Annotated in this window: 13 protein-coding genes; 10 read left to right on the top strand and 3 right to left on the bottom strand. The window is 62.0% G+C overall.

The window, feature by feature from the left end; all coding sequences use genetic code 11:
* Positions 1 to 129: 129 nt before the first annotated feature.
* The 3 genes from BHMPCIPO_RS07170 (at position 130) to BHMPCIPO_RS07160 (ending at position 2,423) form a co-directional block, all read left to right on the top strand.
* Entirely contained in the window at positions 130 to 594 is a 465-nt protein-coding gene (locus tag BHMPCIPO_RS07170) for an RDD family protein (protein WP_173516122.1), read from the top strand.
* A 140-nt stretch (positions 595 to 734) separates the two neighbouring features.
* Positions 735 to 1,523: an arginyltransferase gene (locus BHMPCIPO_RS07165; protein WP_173516121.1), complete on the top strand. Its 789-nt coding sequence runs from the start codon at positions 735 to 737 to the stop codon at positions 1,521 to 1,523.
* 3 nt (positions 1,524 to 1,526) lie between these two features.
* Positions 1,527 to 2,423, top strand: coding sequence for a DMT family transporter (locus BHMPCIPO_RS07160; RefSeq protein WP_173516120.1), 897 nt, complete (start codon positions 1,527 to 1,529; stop codon positions 2,421 to 2,423).
* Between the two features lie 10 nt (positions 2,424 to 2,433).
* Here the strand turns inward: BHMPCIPO_RS07160 and BHMPCIPO_RS07155 are convergent, their stop codons facing one another.
* Complete coding sequence (locus tag BHMPCIPO_RS07155; RefSeq protein ID WP_376741624.1) at positions 2,434 to 2,856, bottom strand: helix-turn-helix domain-containing protein; 423 nt, start codon at positions 2,854 to 2,856, stop codon at positions 2,434 to 2,436.
* Between the two features lie 24 nt (positions 2,857 to 2,880).
* On the opposite strand from BHMPCIPO_RS07155, the gene BHMPCIPO_RS07150 reads away from it, so the two are divergent.
* Entirely contained in the window at positions 2,881 to 3,036 is a 156-nt protein-coding gene (locus tag BHMPCIPO_RS07150) for a hypothetical protein (protein WP_173516118.1), read from the top strand.
* Here the strand turns inward: BHMPCIPO_RS07150 and parC are convergent.
* Entirely contained in the window at positions 3,026 to 5,302 is a 2,277-nt protein-coding gene (gene parC / locus BHMPCIPO_RS07145; RefSeq protein WP_173516117.1) for a DNA topoisomerase IV subunit A, read from the bottom strand. The two genes, BHMPCIPO_RS07150 and parC, sit on opposite strands and share 11 nt — an antisense overlap.
* Before the next feature lie 425 nt (positions 5,303 to 5,727).
* On the opposite strand from parC, the gene BHMPCIPO_RS07140 reads away from it, so the two are divergent.
* The 5 genes from BHMPCIPO_RS07140 to groL all read left to right on the top strand — a co-directional run bounded on the left by BHMPCIPO_RS07140 (position 5,728) and on the right by groL (position 12,013).
* Entirely contained in the window at positions 5,728 to 6,921 is a 1,194-nt protein-coding gene (locus BHMPCIPO_RS07140; protein WP_173516116.1) for an aq_1923 C-terminal domain, read from the top strand.
* Positions 6,922 to 7,545: 624 nt separating this feature from the next.
* On the top strand, positions 7,546 to 8,913 hold the full coding sequence (locus BHMPCIPO_RS07135; protein WP_312032979.1) for a cytochrome P450: 1,368 nt from the start codon (positions 7,546 to 7,548) through the stop codon (positions 8,911 to 8,913).
* Positions 8,900 to 9,907: a lysophospholipid acyltransferase family protein gene (locus BHMPCIPO_RS07130; RefSeq protein WP_173516114.1), complete on the top strand. Its 1,008-nt coding sequence runs from the start codon at positions 8,900 to 8,902 to the stop codon at positions 9,905 to 9,907. Before BHMPCIPO_RS07135 ends, BHMPCIPO_RS07130 begins: the two co-directional genes overlap by 14 nt.
* Before the next feature lie 135 nt (positions 9,908 to 10,042).
* Entirely contained in the window at positions 10,043 to 10,276 is a 234-nt protein-coding gene (locus BHMPCIPO_RS07125; protein ID WP_173516113.1) for a hypothetical protein, read from the top strand.
* Positions 10,277 to 10,387: 111 nt separating this feature from the next.
* Complete coding sequence (gene groL, locus BHMPCIPO_RS07120; protein WP_173516112.1) at positions 10,388 to 12,013, top strand: chaperonin GroEL; 1,626 nt, start codon at positions 10,388 to 10,390, stop codon at positions 12,011 to 12,013.
* A gap of 16 nt (positions 12,014 to 12,029) precedes the next feature.
* Here groL and BHMPCIPO_RS07115 read toward each other — a convergent pair whose 3' ends face one another.
* Positions 12,030 to 12,680: a TetR/AcrR family transcriptional regulator gene (locus BHMPCIPO_RS07115; protein WP_173516111.1), complete on the bottom strand. Its 651-nt coding sequence runs from the start codon at positions 12,678 to 12,680 to the stop codon at positions 12,030 to 12,032.
* A 66-nt stretch (positions 12,681 to 12,746) separates the two neighbouring features.
* Here BHMPCIPO_RS07115 and BHMPCIPO_RS07110 point away from each other — a divergent pair, with 66 nt between their 5' ends.
* A complete protein-coding gene (locus BHMPCIPO_RS07110; RefSeq protein ID WP_173516110.1) occupies positions 12,747 to 13,949 on the top strand; it encodes a serine hydrolase domain-containing protein in 1,203 nt (400 codons plus the stop codon).
* Positions 13,950 to 13,966: the final 17 nt, after the last annotated feature.

Below are 13,966 nucleotides of genomic sequence, written 5' to 3'. Positions count from 1 at the left end.
ATTTTGAGTTGCCGGATATTTTGTCCGGATATCGTTTCCGACCTAAGGAATTAGGCAGGGGCCCGCGATCCTTGTTTTGCAGGCGTCACCGTCCCATATTCTGCATGCACCCAAGCGAGGCTTAAACGGATGACCATGCACAACGAAGAACTGAGGCTGCCGAGCAATGATTGGCGCGCCTATCAGGGCGTGCTCTCCCGGCGCATATTCGCGTTCCTGCTGGATTACGCCATCATCGCGCTTCTGTGGATCCCGGCGGCGATCGTCGTCTTCTTCCTGGGCATCCTCACGCTCGGCCTCGGCTTCATGCTGTACCCGGCGCTCTTTGCCATCGTCGCAATGCTTTATTTCGGCCTGACCGTCGGCGGGCGGGAGCAGGCCTCCCCCGGCATGCGGATGATGGGATTGGCGGTCGCCCGCACCGACGGACGCCCGATGGATTTCCTGACCGCCATCGTCCACCTCGTCATCTTCTGGATCGCCAACGCCCTGCTGACGCCGCTGATCCTGCTGATCGGCCTCTTTACCGATCGCAGCCGCCTGCTGCATGACCTGCTGATTGGCACCGTCATGGTCCGCCGTGGCATGTACTGACCGGAAGCGCGCCCATTGTCGGCAACGCTAAAATAACTGGCTGGCGGAGGCGGAAGCTGCAAACGAGTGAGTTGACGTTTTCCATTCTTCCGCCATGCTATTGTCATGAGCAACCGCGTGAAGAGTAACCTCCGCACTCGATGAACACACAGACCGCACCGTCTCCGCAATTCTACCTCACTGCGCCGGCAGCCTGCCCCTACCTGCCGAACGAGATGGAGCGAAAAGTCTTCACCCACATGGTGGGCGAGCGCGCGCCTGAACTCAACGATCTCCTGACGCAGGGCGGCTTCCGCCGCTCGCAGAACATCGCCTACCGCCCGGCCTGTGAGACCTGTCGCGCCTGTATCTCGGTGCGCATTCTCGCCAACGAGTTCAAGCCCAGCCGCTCCATGCGCCGGGTGCTTGCCGCCAATCAGGATGTGACCTCGGCGGAGTATCCGGCCGAGCCGTCCAGCGAGCAGTACAATCTTTTCCGTCGGTACCTCGACCGCAGACACCAGAAGGGCGGCATGTCGGACATGTCGGTGCTCGACTACGCGATGATGGTCGAGGATACGCATGTGCACACGAAGATCATCGAATATCGCCTTAGGGTCGAAGGCGACGGCGTCAGCGAGAAAGCGCGCGGGCCGCTGATCGCGGCAGCGCTGACAGATCGCATGGGCGACGGGCTTTCGATGGTCTACTCCTTCTTCGATCCCGATCGAGAAGACCGCTCGCTCGGCACGTTCATGATTCTCGATCACATTCGCCGCGCCAGAGAGCGCGGATTGCCCCATGTCTATCTTGGCTATTGGGTCAAGGGATCGCGGAAGATGGGCTATAAGACAAAGTTTTTGCCGCAAGAGCACCTTATGGCCCGTGGCTGGGAACGCTACGAAGGCAGAGACGCCACAGTGGAAGCCGCACCTACGAAAACGGGTTAGAAATTGAGTTCATCTTCCGATGCCGCGGTGCACCGGCGCGGCCTTGCCATCACCGGTCTCGGCGGTCTCGCGCTCTCCTTCGACATTCCGCTCATCCGCTCCGCCGGTGGCGACGTCTGGTCGCTGCTTGCGGTGCGCAGCCTGTCGACGTTCGTCGTCGCGCTCGGCGCCTGGTTCGTGATCAACCGCATGTTCGGCCGGAAGATCTCCCTCGTGCCGGGCAAGACCGGGCTTGCCGTCGGGCTGTTCTACGGCATCAATTCCTGCACCTTCCTGCTCGCCGTCTTCAACACCTCGACGGCGAATGTGGTCTTCATCCTCGCCTTCACCTCGATGTTTGCCGCCATCTTGTCCTGGATCTTCCTGAGGGAACGGCCATCGAACGCCACGTTGGTGACGATGCTGGTCATGGTGTTCGGTGTCGGATTGATCGTCCAGAACGGATTGGAAAGCGGCCATCTCTTCGGCGATGCGATGGCGGCGTCCTCTGCCTTTCTCCTGGCCAGTGCCATCACGATCAGCCGCGCGAGCAAGCGCGACATGGCGCTGGTACCGTTGGTGACGGCGATCTTCCCGGCAGCGGTCGCTCTGCTGATGCTGCCCCCTTCGGGCTTCTCGATCGCCGAGCCCGGTTACATCTTCTTCAACGGCCTCGTGATGATCCCGCTCGCCTTCTTCTGCCTGGCGACGGGACCGCGTTACCTCTCCGCGCCGGAAGTGGGCATGTTCTACCTGCTCGAAACGATCCTGGCGCCGATCTGGGTCTGGCTGGTCTTTGCCGAAACCCCGACGATGCAGACCTTGCTGGGCGGCGCGATCCTGATCCTGGCGCTCATCGGCCATTCGCTCTGGCAGATGCGCAGCCGAGCGCTGAGAGCCGCAGTGATCTGCGCCGAGTAACGATATCGGATCAATGGTCGCGGCGAGGACCGGTCGGCCGCGGACGGCGCGACTTCTGGTCAGCCTCGCCACGGCGGTCGCGAATCGGCGTCCGTTCCGGCACCGGTTCCGGTGCGGCGGATGCCAGTCGGGTTTCGGGCATCTGCACGCGCATCGCCCACAACTCACGATTGGTGTTGATCCAGGTGGCCGCCTCGCTCAATGGCGCCGGATTCCCGCTTAGGGATTCGCCTTCGCGACGCCGCAAGCGCGTGACGAGACCCGCTGCCTCAAGGAGTACGATGTGCTTCTCCAGTTCTTCGCCTCGCACCGCAACGGCCGAGGCGATGTCGGTGACACGCGCCTCACCGGCAAAGAGGATCTCGAAGATCCGCCGGCGAACCGGGCTGGCGAGCGCCAGGAGAATATCGTCGAGAGTGTTGGCATTCGGCATTGGCACCATCCTGTTGGATGGCCAGTGATCCACGATACGTGCGGCACTTACAAGCGCCGCATCTCGCTCGGTTTCAACTGTATTTCCAATACCTTAACGAACAAATTCAGTGCCCCGGAACGGGACACCGGCCATGCGCTTCGTCTGCCGCACGGCCAGCAATTGCTGGTCAGCCGCTGAACTTTCCACTGCGCGGGAAGCCCTTCGGAACGACGCGGCCTGCCGACGCGCGATCGCCCTGCCACTCGATCAGCTCATCCTTCGTCTTGGTAAAGACGCGGCCGGCGCTGTCTTCCCAGACGAGCCCTTCGGCGATCGTGAAGCAGCGGATGTCGGAGATGCCGCCATCCTTGTAGCGCTGCAGCCGGACGCCCTTGCCGCGCGCCATTTCTGGGATCTGGACGAGCGGGAAGACGAGCATCTTGCGGTTCTCGCCGACGACGGCAACGTGGTCACCCTTGACCGGCACGACCAGCTTGGTTTCGTCGGGCATCGAGACGTTCATCACCTGCTTGCCCTTGCGGGTATTGGCGACGATGTCGCTTTCCGTGACGACGAATCCGTTGCCGGCAGCCGACGAGACGATGAGCTTGCGGGCCGAATCGTGGACGAAGGCGGTCAGAACGTCCTGGTCGTTCTCCATGTCGACGATGATGCGCAGCGGCTCACCGTGGCCGCGACCGCCAGGCAGCTTGTCGCCGCCGAGCGTGTAGACCTTGCCGCCCGTCGTGAAGACGAGGATCTTGTCGGTCGTCTGCGCCGGGAACGCCACCTTGAGCGCATCGCCCTCCTTGAACTGGAGCGAGGACGTATCGGAGATGTGACCCTTCAACGCCCGGATCCAGCCCTTTTCCGAGATGACGACGGTGATCGGTTCCTTCTCGATCATCGCCTGCTGGATCGCTTCGACGTCAGCCTCCGGTGCATCGGCGAAGGTGCTGCGACGCTTGCCGATCTCGGTGGCCTTGGCAAACTTCTTTTTGACCTCGCCGATCTCCCAGGCGACGGTCTGCCACTGCTTCTCCGCCGAGGCGAGCAGCGCTTCGATTTCGGCCTTCTCCTTCGAAAGCGCGTCGAATTCGGTGCGAATCTCGAACTCTTCGAGCCGGCGCAAGGCGCGCAGGCGCATGTTGAGGATCGACTCGGCCTGCAGATCGGTGAGCGAGAAGCGCTCCATCATGACCGGCTTCGGCTCGTCTTCCTCGCGGATGATGCGAATGACTTCGTCGATGTTCAGATAGGCGACGAGATAGCCGCCAAGGATTTCCAGCCGGCGGTCGATGGCCGACAGGCGATGGCGGGAGCGGCGCTGCAGCACCTCGCGACGGTGCGCCAGCCATTCCGAGAGCACCTCGTTGAGCGCCATGACCTTCGGCACGCGCCCCATGGACAGCACGTTCATGTTGAGCGAGATGCGGCTTTCGAGCTCGGTCAGCTTGAAGAGCGACTCCATCAGGATGCCGGCGTCGACCGAGCGGCTCTTCGGCACGAGAACGATGCGGACGTCTTCCGCGGATTCATCGCGGATGTCTTCGAGCAGGGGCAGCTTGCGGGCGACCAAGAGCTCGGCGATCTTTTCGATCAGCCGCGACTTCTGGACCTGATAGGGGATCTCGGTGACGACGATCTGGTAGCCGCCACGGCCGAGATCCTCCTGCACCCAGCGAGCGCGGACACGGAAACCGCCACGGCCCGTGCGATAGGACTCGGCCATGCTTTCGCGGCTTTCGACGATCACGCCGCCGGTCGGGAAATCGGGGCCTTCAATGCCACCCTTCTGCGGATTGGCCGGATCGTAAAGCAGATCCTCGACGCTCGCGTCCGGATGGCGGATGAGGTGCAGCGCCGCGTCGCACAGTTCGTGGGCGTTGTGCGGCGGGATCGAGGTGGCCATGCCGACCGCAATGCCGGTGGCGCCATTTGCCAGCAGATTCGGGAAGGCCCCGGGAAGCACGGTCGGCTCCTGGTCCTCCTCGTTGTAGGTGGGACGGAAATCCACCGCGTCCTGATCGATACCTTCCAGAAGAAGGGCAGCGACCTCGGTCATCTTGGCTTCGGTGTAACGGTAGGCGGCGGCGTTGTCGCCGTCGATGTTGCCGAAATTGCCCTGCCCGTCGACAACGGGATAGCGCTGCGAGAAATCCTGCGCCAAACGAACCAGGGCGTCATAAACCGACTGGTCGCCATGCGGGTGGAACTTACCGATCACGTCGCCGACGATACGGGCGCACTTCTTGAACGACGAATTGGGCCTGAGCCCCATTTCGCTCATCGCGTGGATTATGCGGCGATGCACGGGCTTCAATCCGTCGCGGACGTCCGGAAGCGCGCGATGCATGATGGTCGACAAGGCATAGGCAAGATAACGCTCTTCCAGCGCCGCCTTGAGGTCAACCGGCTGAATATTGTCGTCCCCGCCTGACGGGGGAGTAAGGCTTTGTCCCATGGGTCCTTGCTAACGCAACAAACCCGGAACAGCAAGGTTTTCAGGGGATGCGATTGTGGAGAACCCCTTGTCGGCCAACTGTTGGCGGTCGAAGCGATCCGCTTGCTCCGGCGCAATGTTCGTGCAACGGTCGGGCGGCTATGCGTCGGAGGCGAGCGCTTGGTAACATCCCGGAAAGCATGCCCGACCGGGAACATGTGCGGTTCGGCCAAGCGAATATAATTTCGCCCTGTTTCGTAATAGCTTCGGCTGCAGTTGATTTGGACGAATTGTGAGGGGGATTGCAAGACACGAACTGGCCGCCGAAAACTATCGGATGTTGCCGTTCGCTCCCAGTTGACGCCCTCTGCGGAAACAAACCAGATTAGCCACGCCTCATCTTCGAAACAGCTACACAATCAAAGATTTTACGAAGGAACTCGACTATGATGCACACGCGCAAGATCCGCCTGATGATGGCGAGCGCCGCGCTCCTCACGCTCGCCGGCCCGGCCTTCGCGCTCGACGGCGCTGACCTGATGAAGAAGCTCGACGCGGCGACGAACGCGAACGGAACATCCTTTACCTACGACAAGGCCGAAGTCGACGGCGACAAGGTGACGGTGTCCGGCGTGCAGCTGAAGGTCGCCAGCCAGCCGGGCGACGCGCTGAAGATCGGCGAGCTGACCTTCGAAGGTGTCGAAGAAACCGAAGGCGGCGGATACTACGCAGAAACCGTATCCTTCCCCGACGTCAATCTAAGCCAGGACGAGGGCAGCCTATCGGTCAAGGATATCCTGATTTCGGGCCTGACGATCCCCGCCAACGCGAACGGCGGCACCATCAATGATATTCTCCTCTACGAAAGCGCCAGCACCGGGCCGATCACCGTGAGTGCGAAGGGCAAGGAAGTCTTCTCGCTGGAGAGCACCGAAGCCAACCTAGCCCGCCAGGAAAACGATGCCGGCTTCGACTTCGACGCGACGGCGTCCGGCATCAAGGCGGACCTTTCGTCCGTCGAGGATGCCAAGACGAAGGACGCAATCGAAAAGCTCGGCCTGACCACGCTTGACGGCGCCCTGACGATGAAGGGCAGCTGGGAGATCGAGAGCGGCAATGTCGCCCTGGAAGAATACGCCTTCGACTTCAAGAATGTCGGCCGGCTGAACTTCGCCTTTGACTTTTCGGGCTATACGCTCGCCTTCGTCAAGTCGATGCAGGAGGCGATGAAGGCAGCCGAGGCCAACCCGAACAAGGAAGAGGCCAACCAGGCCATGGGCCTCGCCATGATGGGCCTGATGCAGCAGCTGACATTCAACAGCGCCGAAATCCGCTTCGATGATGCCTCGATCACCAAGAAGGCACTCGACTATGCCGGCTCGCAGCAAGGCGTTTCCGGCGAGCAGATGGCTCAGTCGCTGAAGGGCCTGGTACCGATCATGATGGCGCAGCTCAACGTGCCGGAACTGCAGAACCAGGTATCCGCCGCCGTGAACGCCTATCTCGATGGCCCGAAGAGCCTGACGATCAGCGCGGCACCGGAAAAGCCGGTTCCGTTCCCGATGATCATGGGCGCCGCCATGGGCGCACCGAACACCATTCCGTCGGTGCTCGGCGTCAAGGTGACCGCGAACGACTGATCCTCGCAACAGTTCCCGGCCTCAGCCGCGCTCGGAACAAGCGACGTTACGACAAGCGTTGCGCGCCCGTACGGGCGCGCGCACTTCACTGGCACCACGGCTACCGCATATTTCCTTCAATCGCAGCCGGTTGAAGGACAAATACAATGTTGCAATTCAAAGATCGCCGCAGCCTCCGATTTGCCACACGGTCCGCGAAGCCTCCAATCCACCTTCATTGAAGCAGATTTGTATTTTGCACGCATCGGCCCTCCACAGGTCAAGGGCCGCTTTTACTTGCAGACATGCTTTCGGCTGGCACGGTACTCTTGGCGGAGCGCGCATCGGTTGCAGCGATCGTCACTTTCTCAGCATGCTATTCATGGCATCAAGAAAATTTCGCGGCCGGGCGATGGCGTTTTTCATCAAAATCGGGCATGCCATACTCACGCTACTGAAAATCCGACTTCTGACGAACTTGAGTACATCTAAGGCGTAGCAGGAGCGTCCCAGACTTAATTTACGATATACAAGTATACGCCTGAATATCATCTTCACATTTCGGCAGATCGGACGTAAATGCTCGCCTGGCTCCAGCAGTCTGTAAATTTTAGAGAAGAATTGGCAGAGGGGAAATTCGCCCCCGTGCGCGCCGATTACTATTCGGGTCCACCAGGTAAGCCGCTGCGGCTCCTGCTCCAGGCGCGGACGGATTTCCTGTCGATCTGGCGTGCCGGCGATTATACCGAAACCGTCTCGCAGATCCGGATTCTCGGCCGGCAGATCATCGTCGTCAACTCACCCGACTTGATCCGGCAGGTGGTCGTCAAGCGGCACGAGAACTTCGAGCGCAAGAGCCCGCAGATGCGCCGGGCACTCGAATTCCTGCTCGGGGACGGGTTGTTCATTTCCGACGGCGACACGTGGAAGCAACGACGGCCGTTGGTAGCGGACATCGTCCACGCCAAAAGGGTCCCGTCCTTCGGCCCCGTCATGGAGAAGACGACCAGCGAACTGGTCGAGCGCTGGAACCGGATGCCCGATGGGGCCGAGGTCAACGCGCTCCACGAAATGGCGGGCCTGACCGCCGAGATCATCGCGCGCAGCGTCTTCGGCAACCAACTCGGCGACGACAGTGCGACCGCCGTGACCGAGGGCTTCACCAGTTACCAGTCGCTGGTCGATTCCATCAACATCGGCTATTTCCTCGGCTTCGACGACGGGCTCCCCGTCCTGCGCACCCCGAGCCTGCGCCGCTCGGTCAAGCGCATCCACGGGACCATCGACAAGGTGGTGGAGGATCATCTTGCCGGGCGCGGTGACCACAACTCCATGGTCGAACTGCTCATCCGGCGGCAGCAGCGAAATCCGGAGCTGAAGCTCGACCTCGTCGCCTTGCGCAACGAGGCCGCGACCATCTTCATGGCCGGTCATGAGACGACAGCAGCCACGCTGACCTGGACCTTGTATCTGCTTTCCAAGGCGGGCTGGATCGAGAAGGCCGTCCACGACGAGATTGCCAGGATCTGCGGCGACCGAATGCCAACGATCGACGACGTGCCGCAGTTCGAATGGTGCCGGGCCGTCATCGAGGAAACGCTTCGCCTCTACCCGCCGGTTCCGATCCTGGCGCGACAGACGCGCGAGGCGGACATGATCGGCGACGTCGCTGCCGAACCGGGCTCGCTGGTCCTGATCGTGCCATGGCTCCTCCACCGCACCGCGAGCCTCTTCGAAGACCCGCACCATTTCCATCCGGAGCGGTTCACCGAGGGCCGTCGTCCGACGCCCTACAGCTTCATTCCCTTCGCAAGCGGCCCGCGCGTCTGCCCCGGCCTGCATTTCGGTCTGACGGAAGCGATCCTGTGCCTGGCGATCATCGCTCAGCAGTTCCGGGTCAGGGTCCGAGAGCACCATGCGGTCGAACCGATCTGCCGCTTGACATTGCGGCCGAAGGGTGGCCTTCCCGTGACCCTTCACAAACGGGAGAGCACGTCGCATGGCGCCGGATGAATCGCCCCTGCGCGAGCCGATTGCCAGGCGCAGAGCCTGGAGCTTCACCGAAGAAGACGCGCCCCGGCTTGCCGACGCACTGGCGGGCGGCGATCGCTGGCGGGCTTTTTGGCGCTATTGGGTCACCGACAACCTATGGAACCTGATCGACCTACTTGCTCATTTCGGCATGAAACTGCTGCCGATGGATGCTTGCTCGCGCTTGGGTGCGACACTCGGGCTGTTCGCCGTTCCGCGCTTTCATAAGGTTGCTTCGCGACGTGCCCGGGAGACGATACGGCATCTGCGTCCCGACCTGAACGCCGAGGAACAGGAGGCGCTGTTTCTCGAAAACTGTCGGGCTCAGGGCCGCCTGATGACCGAATTCTCCGTCCTCAACAGGTTGCAACGGCACCGCAACAGGCTCCGGTCCGACGGCCTCGCCCCCATCCGCAAGGCAGCGGACGAGGGCCCGGTCATCGTTGTTGGACTCCATCTCGGCAATTGGGAAGTGGGACCGATCGCGCTGCGGCATTTCGACCTTCAGGCTCATGCCTTCTACGTTCCCCCGAAAAGCCGGGCCAAGGCGTGGATCGCCGAACGAGTCCGCAGCAGGGCCGGCTTGCGGTTTCTCCCGCCGGGCGCTGAAGGGATTCGGCCGGCGCTCAAGGTCCTGAAAAGCGGCGGTGTTGTCAGCATGTTCTGCGACGAAGGTTTTGGCGGCATGATCCGCGGACCATTCTTCGACCGCAAACCGCATCAGGAAGGCAATCTCGCGCTTGCCGTTCGCCTGGCACGCATGACAGGTGCCACGATCTGCCCCTGGTACGGCCTGCGTACCGATGGTTTCCGCTTCGAATGCCAGGCGCTGGAGCCCATCCGGCTTCCAGCCTCAGATCCTGCAAATGCGCGCCTCCTGGACGATATGCTGCTTCTGAACGACGCGATCGAGCCCATCGTTCGAGCGCATCTCGACCAATGGTATTTCCTGGACAACGCGCTTCGGCCGGAATGACGGCACCGCGGTTTTTTGTCCGCTCGGCTTCCATGATATGATCAGCGCTTGATGCCTTCGGACCCCGGCCTATTTACTTTGGGCGGGGATCCGAGGTCCCCGCATTCCTGACCGATAAAACGGAAGGAGGAGCCCATGGGACTGAAGCAGGCGGATATTACCGCTATCCTTGGCCCGGTCGACGAGACGCTGATGGCCGAGTTGCTGGCGACCGGCGCGACGGCGGGCGAACTTGCAGAGGCCATCGCCTGGGTCAACAACGACGAGGCGCTGATTGGCGAAGGCCGCCACCTGCCCGCTGGCCGGGTTGCGGCATTGATCGATATTCTGACGCCGGACAATGACGAGGAACGGGACTTCGCGACGTAGCCGAACAGGCAGCGAGGCGCGCTGAAGCTTTTCGATTGCATGCAGGGTTGCCCCGGCGCGACGCGCGGCGGGAGCATGAGGGTACGTGTTTGGTGTTGAGGGAGGTCAACAATGGCAGCCAAGGAAGTCAAGTTCAGCAGCGATGCCCGCGACCGTATGCTGCGTGGTGTCGATATCCTCGCCGATGCCGTGAAGGTGACGCTCGGCCCGAAGGGGCGGAATGTGGTGATCGACAAGGCTTTTGGCGCGCCGCGCGTCACCAAGGACGGCGTCTCGGTTGCCAAGGAGATCGAACTCGAAGACAAATTCGAGAATATGGGCGCGCAGATGCTGCGTGAAGTTGCGTCGCGCACCAGCGACGTCGCCGGTGACGGAACGACGACGGCCACCGTGCTTGCTCAAGCCATTGTCCGGGAGGGCGTCAAGGCGATCGCATCGGGCATGAACCCGATGGACCTCAAGCGCGGTATCGATCTCGCCGTCGACGCGATCGTCGCGCAACTGAAGACCCATGCCCGAAAGATCTCCAACAACGAGGAGATCGCCCAGGTCGGCACGATCTCGGCGAACGGCGACAAGGAAATCGGCAACTACCTGGCAAAGGCGATGGAGCGCGTCGGCAATGAGGGCGTGATCACCGTCGAGGAAGCCAAAACCGCCGAGATCGAACTTGAGATCGTCGAGGGTATGCAGTTCGACCGCGGCTACCTTTCCCCCTACTTCATTACCGACCAGGAGAAGATGCGCGTCGAATTCGAAGACCCGTATATTCTCATCCACGAAAAGAAGCTCTCCAATCTGCAGGCCATGATCCCGATCCTCGAATCCGTGATCCAGGCGAGCCATCCCTTGCTGATCATCGCCGAGGACGTGGAGGGCGAAGCGCTTGCCACGCTCGTCGTCAACAAGCTGCGCGGTGGTCTCAAGATCGCGGCCGTCAAAGCCCCCGGCTTCGGAGATCGGCGCAAGGCGATTCTCGAGGACATCGCCATCCTGACGGGCGGTACGGTCATTTCCGAGGATCTCGGCATCAAGCTTGAAAACGTGACGCTCGACACGCTCGGGCGCGCCAAGCGGGTCATGGTCGAAAAGGAAAACACCACGATCGTCGATGGCGCCGGAACGAAGGCTGATATCGGCGGACGTGTCAGCCAGATCAAGGCACAGATCGAGGAAACGACGTCCGACTACGATCGGGAAAAGCTGCAGGAACGGCTCGCCAAACTCGCCGGCGGCGTTGCGGTGATCCGGGTTGGCGGCTCGACCGAAGTGGAAGTGAAGGAGAAGAAGGACCGCGTCGACGACGCCCTGCATGCGACGCGAGCCGCGGTAGAGGAAGGCATTCTGCCCGGCGGCGGCGTCGCGCTGCTCAGGGTCGTGCATGCGCTCGACGGGCTCAAGGCCGGCAATGACGATCAGCGCGTCGGCGTCGAGATCGTTCGGCGGGCAGTCGAGATGCCCGTGCGTCAGATTGCCGAAAATGCCGGTGCAGAAGGCTCCCTGATCGTCGGAAAGCTCCGGGAGAAAAATGACTTCGCCCACGGCTGGAATGCCCAGACCGGCGAATATGGCGACCTCTTCCGCATGGGCGTCATCGATCCCGTCAAGGTGGTGCGTGCGGCGCTGCAGGATGCGGCTTCCATCGCCGGCCTCCTGGTGACGACCGAGGCCATGGTCGCGGAAAAACCGAAGAAGAATGGACCCGCGCCGCCGCCCGGTCCCGGCATGGACTACTGAGGGTCGCTCGGGTCTTTCAGAGGGAAGCAGACAGGTGACGTGCGACCTCGGCGATTGCCAGTTCGGCGATCGGCAAGAGTTCCGCTTCGCTGGCGCCGTCCTGCGCCTGCACCGTCATGCCCTGAAGAATCGCGCCGACGAAGCGCGCTAATCCCGCGACATCCGTATCGCCGCGCAACTCCCCATCGACAACGCCCTGCCGGAAGCGATGCTCCAGCAGCGCCAGGGTCTCGCTTCGCAGCGCCCTGACATGCCTCGCGATCGCCTGGTTCTCAACGGCGCAGGTCAATACCGCGGTTGAGATCATGCAGCCCTTCGGTCTGCCTGGACGCGTGAACTCATGGGCGGAGGCACGCAGCATCTTGCCGATCACCTCGACCACATGCCCTTCGCTGGCGAGATTTCGGCCCGCGGCAGCCCCCTCCTCTTTCCGGTACTGGTCGAGCGCTTCCCGATAGAGGTCGGCCTTCGAAGTGAAGGCCGCATAGAGACTCTGCGGCGTAATCCCCATGGCGGCGGTCAGATCGGCAATCGACGCCCCTTCATAGCCGAGCCGCCAGAAGGTTTCCCCGGCTGCCGCCAGAGCCACCTCACGATCGAAGGCGCGTGGTCGCCCGCGACGGCGCGAGGATGATACCAAAGCCTCACTATTTTTCACAATGATCACTCTAGAATTATCTCAAGTCCTGACGTATTCAGGAATGGTCATTGTGATTATAGAAGGATTTGTCCAATGAGTCTCCACCTGAAAGGCGCGGCGCTGCTCGCTATACTGGTCGCCTCCCCCGCCGTGGCCGACGATCAGAACGCTGCACTCGGCGCACGGCTCGACCCGGTGATCGATCATGCCATCGCCGACAAGCGTATCGTCGGCACGGTGGTCCTCGTCGCCCGCGATGGGGAACTTGTCTATGCGCGTGCGGCCGGACTCGCCGACCGGGAGGCCGGTCGCGCAATGAAGGAGGACGACATCTTCCGCTTTGCGTCGGTCACGAAACCGTTCGTGACCGCGGCGGCCATGCGCCTTGTCGAACAGGGGCGTATCACGCTTGACGACCCCGTCAGCAAGTGGCTCCCGGACTTCAAGCCGACCTTTGACGGCAAGCCGGCGACGATCCTCGTCCGCCACCTTCTCAACCATACGGCAGGGCTCGAATATGGCTTCTTCCAGCCGCCGGGAGGCGCCTATGCCAAGGCCGGCATTTCCGACGGGCTCGACCTTACGGATATCACGCTCGACGAGAACCTGAAGCGCATCGCGAGCGTTCCGCTCGTATCGGAACCGGGCAAGACCTGGCGCTATTCGGTGGCGATCGACGTCCTCGGCGGCGTTATAGAGAAGGCGAGCGGCAAGACGCTCGACAAGGCGGTTGACGAGCTTGTCGTCTCGCCCTTGTCCCTCGCCGACGCCGGCTTCTCGACAGAACCGTCGGAGAGATTGACCGCTACCTATTTCGATGCCTCGCCCGAACCGAAGCGCATGGAAGGCAGCGTCGCGGTACAGATCGGGGAAGGCAAGCTGACGTTCTCGCCGGAGCGTATCCTCGATGCCAAACAGTTCCCCTCCGGCGGCGCCGGTATGTCGGGTACGGCAAAGGATGTGTTGACCTTCCTCGAAACCATCCGCAAGGGCGGAGACCCGATCCTGTCGGCAGAGACGGTGAAGACGATGATGCAGGACCAGACTGGTCCCCAGGCGGAGACGCAGGGCCCCGGCTGGGGATTCGGCTATGGCTGGGCCGTGCTCATCGACCCCGCAACCGCCGGTACGCCGCAATCGAAGGGCACCATCCAGTGGGGCGGCGCCTACGGCCACAACTGGTTCGTCGATCCGGTCGAGAAGATCACCGTTGTCGCCATGACGAACACGGCCTTCGAGGGCATGTGGGGCCAGTTCACGCGCGATGTTCGCGACGCGGTCTACGGCAAGCGCTGAAGCGAAATCAAAGCAGA

It is taken from the genome of Ensifer sesbaniae, assembly GCF_013283665.1.
In the GTDB taxonomy this organism is placed as follows: Bacteria; Pseudomonadota; Alphaproteobacteria; order Rhizobiales; family Rhizobiaceae; genus Ensifer; species Ensifer sesbaniae.
This window is presented reverse-complemented; position numbering and strand designations above follow the sequence as displayed.

Bases quoted from the DNA above. Each gene is read 5' to 3' on its own strand.
- BHMPCIPO_RS07170 (WP_173516122.1), top strand. From the start codon at position 130: ATGACCATGCACAACGAAGAACTGAGGCTGCCGAGCAATGATTGGCGC.
- BHMPCIPO_RS07165 (WP_173516121.1), top strand. From the start codon at position 735: ATGAACACACAGACCGCACCGTCTCCGCAATTCTACCTCACTGCGCCG.
- BHMPCIPO_RS07155 (WP_376741624.1), bottom strand. From the start codon at position 2,856: ATGCCGAATGCCAACACTCTCGACGATATTCTCCTGGCGCTCGCCAGC.
- parC (WP_173516117.1), bottom strand. From the start codon at position 5,302: ATGGGACAAAGCCTTACTCCCCCGTCAGGCGGGGACGACAATATTCAG.
- BHMPCIPO_RS07140 (WP_173516116.1), top strand. From the start codon at position 5,728: ATGATGCACACGCGCAAGATCCGCCTGATGATGGCGAGCGCCGCGCTC.
- BHMPCIPO_RS07130 (WP_173516114.1), top strand. From the start codon at position 8,900: ATGGCGCCGGATGAATCGCCCCTGCGCGAGCCGATTGCCAGGCGCAGA.
- BHMPCIPO_RS07125 (WP_173516113.1), top strand. From the start codon at position 10,043: ATGGGACTGAAGCAGGCGGATATTACCGCTATCCTTGGCCCGGTCGAC.
- groL (WP_173516112.1), top strand. From the start codon at position 10,388: ATGGCAGCCAAGGAAGTCAAGTTCAGCAGCGATGCCCGCGACCGTATG.
- BHMPCIPO_RS07110 (WP_173516110.1), top strand. From the start codon at position 12,747: ATGAGTCTCCACCTGAAAGGCGCGGCGCTGCTCGCTATACTGGTCGCC.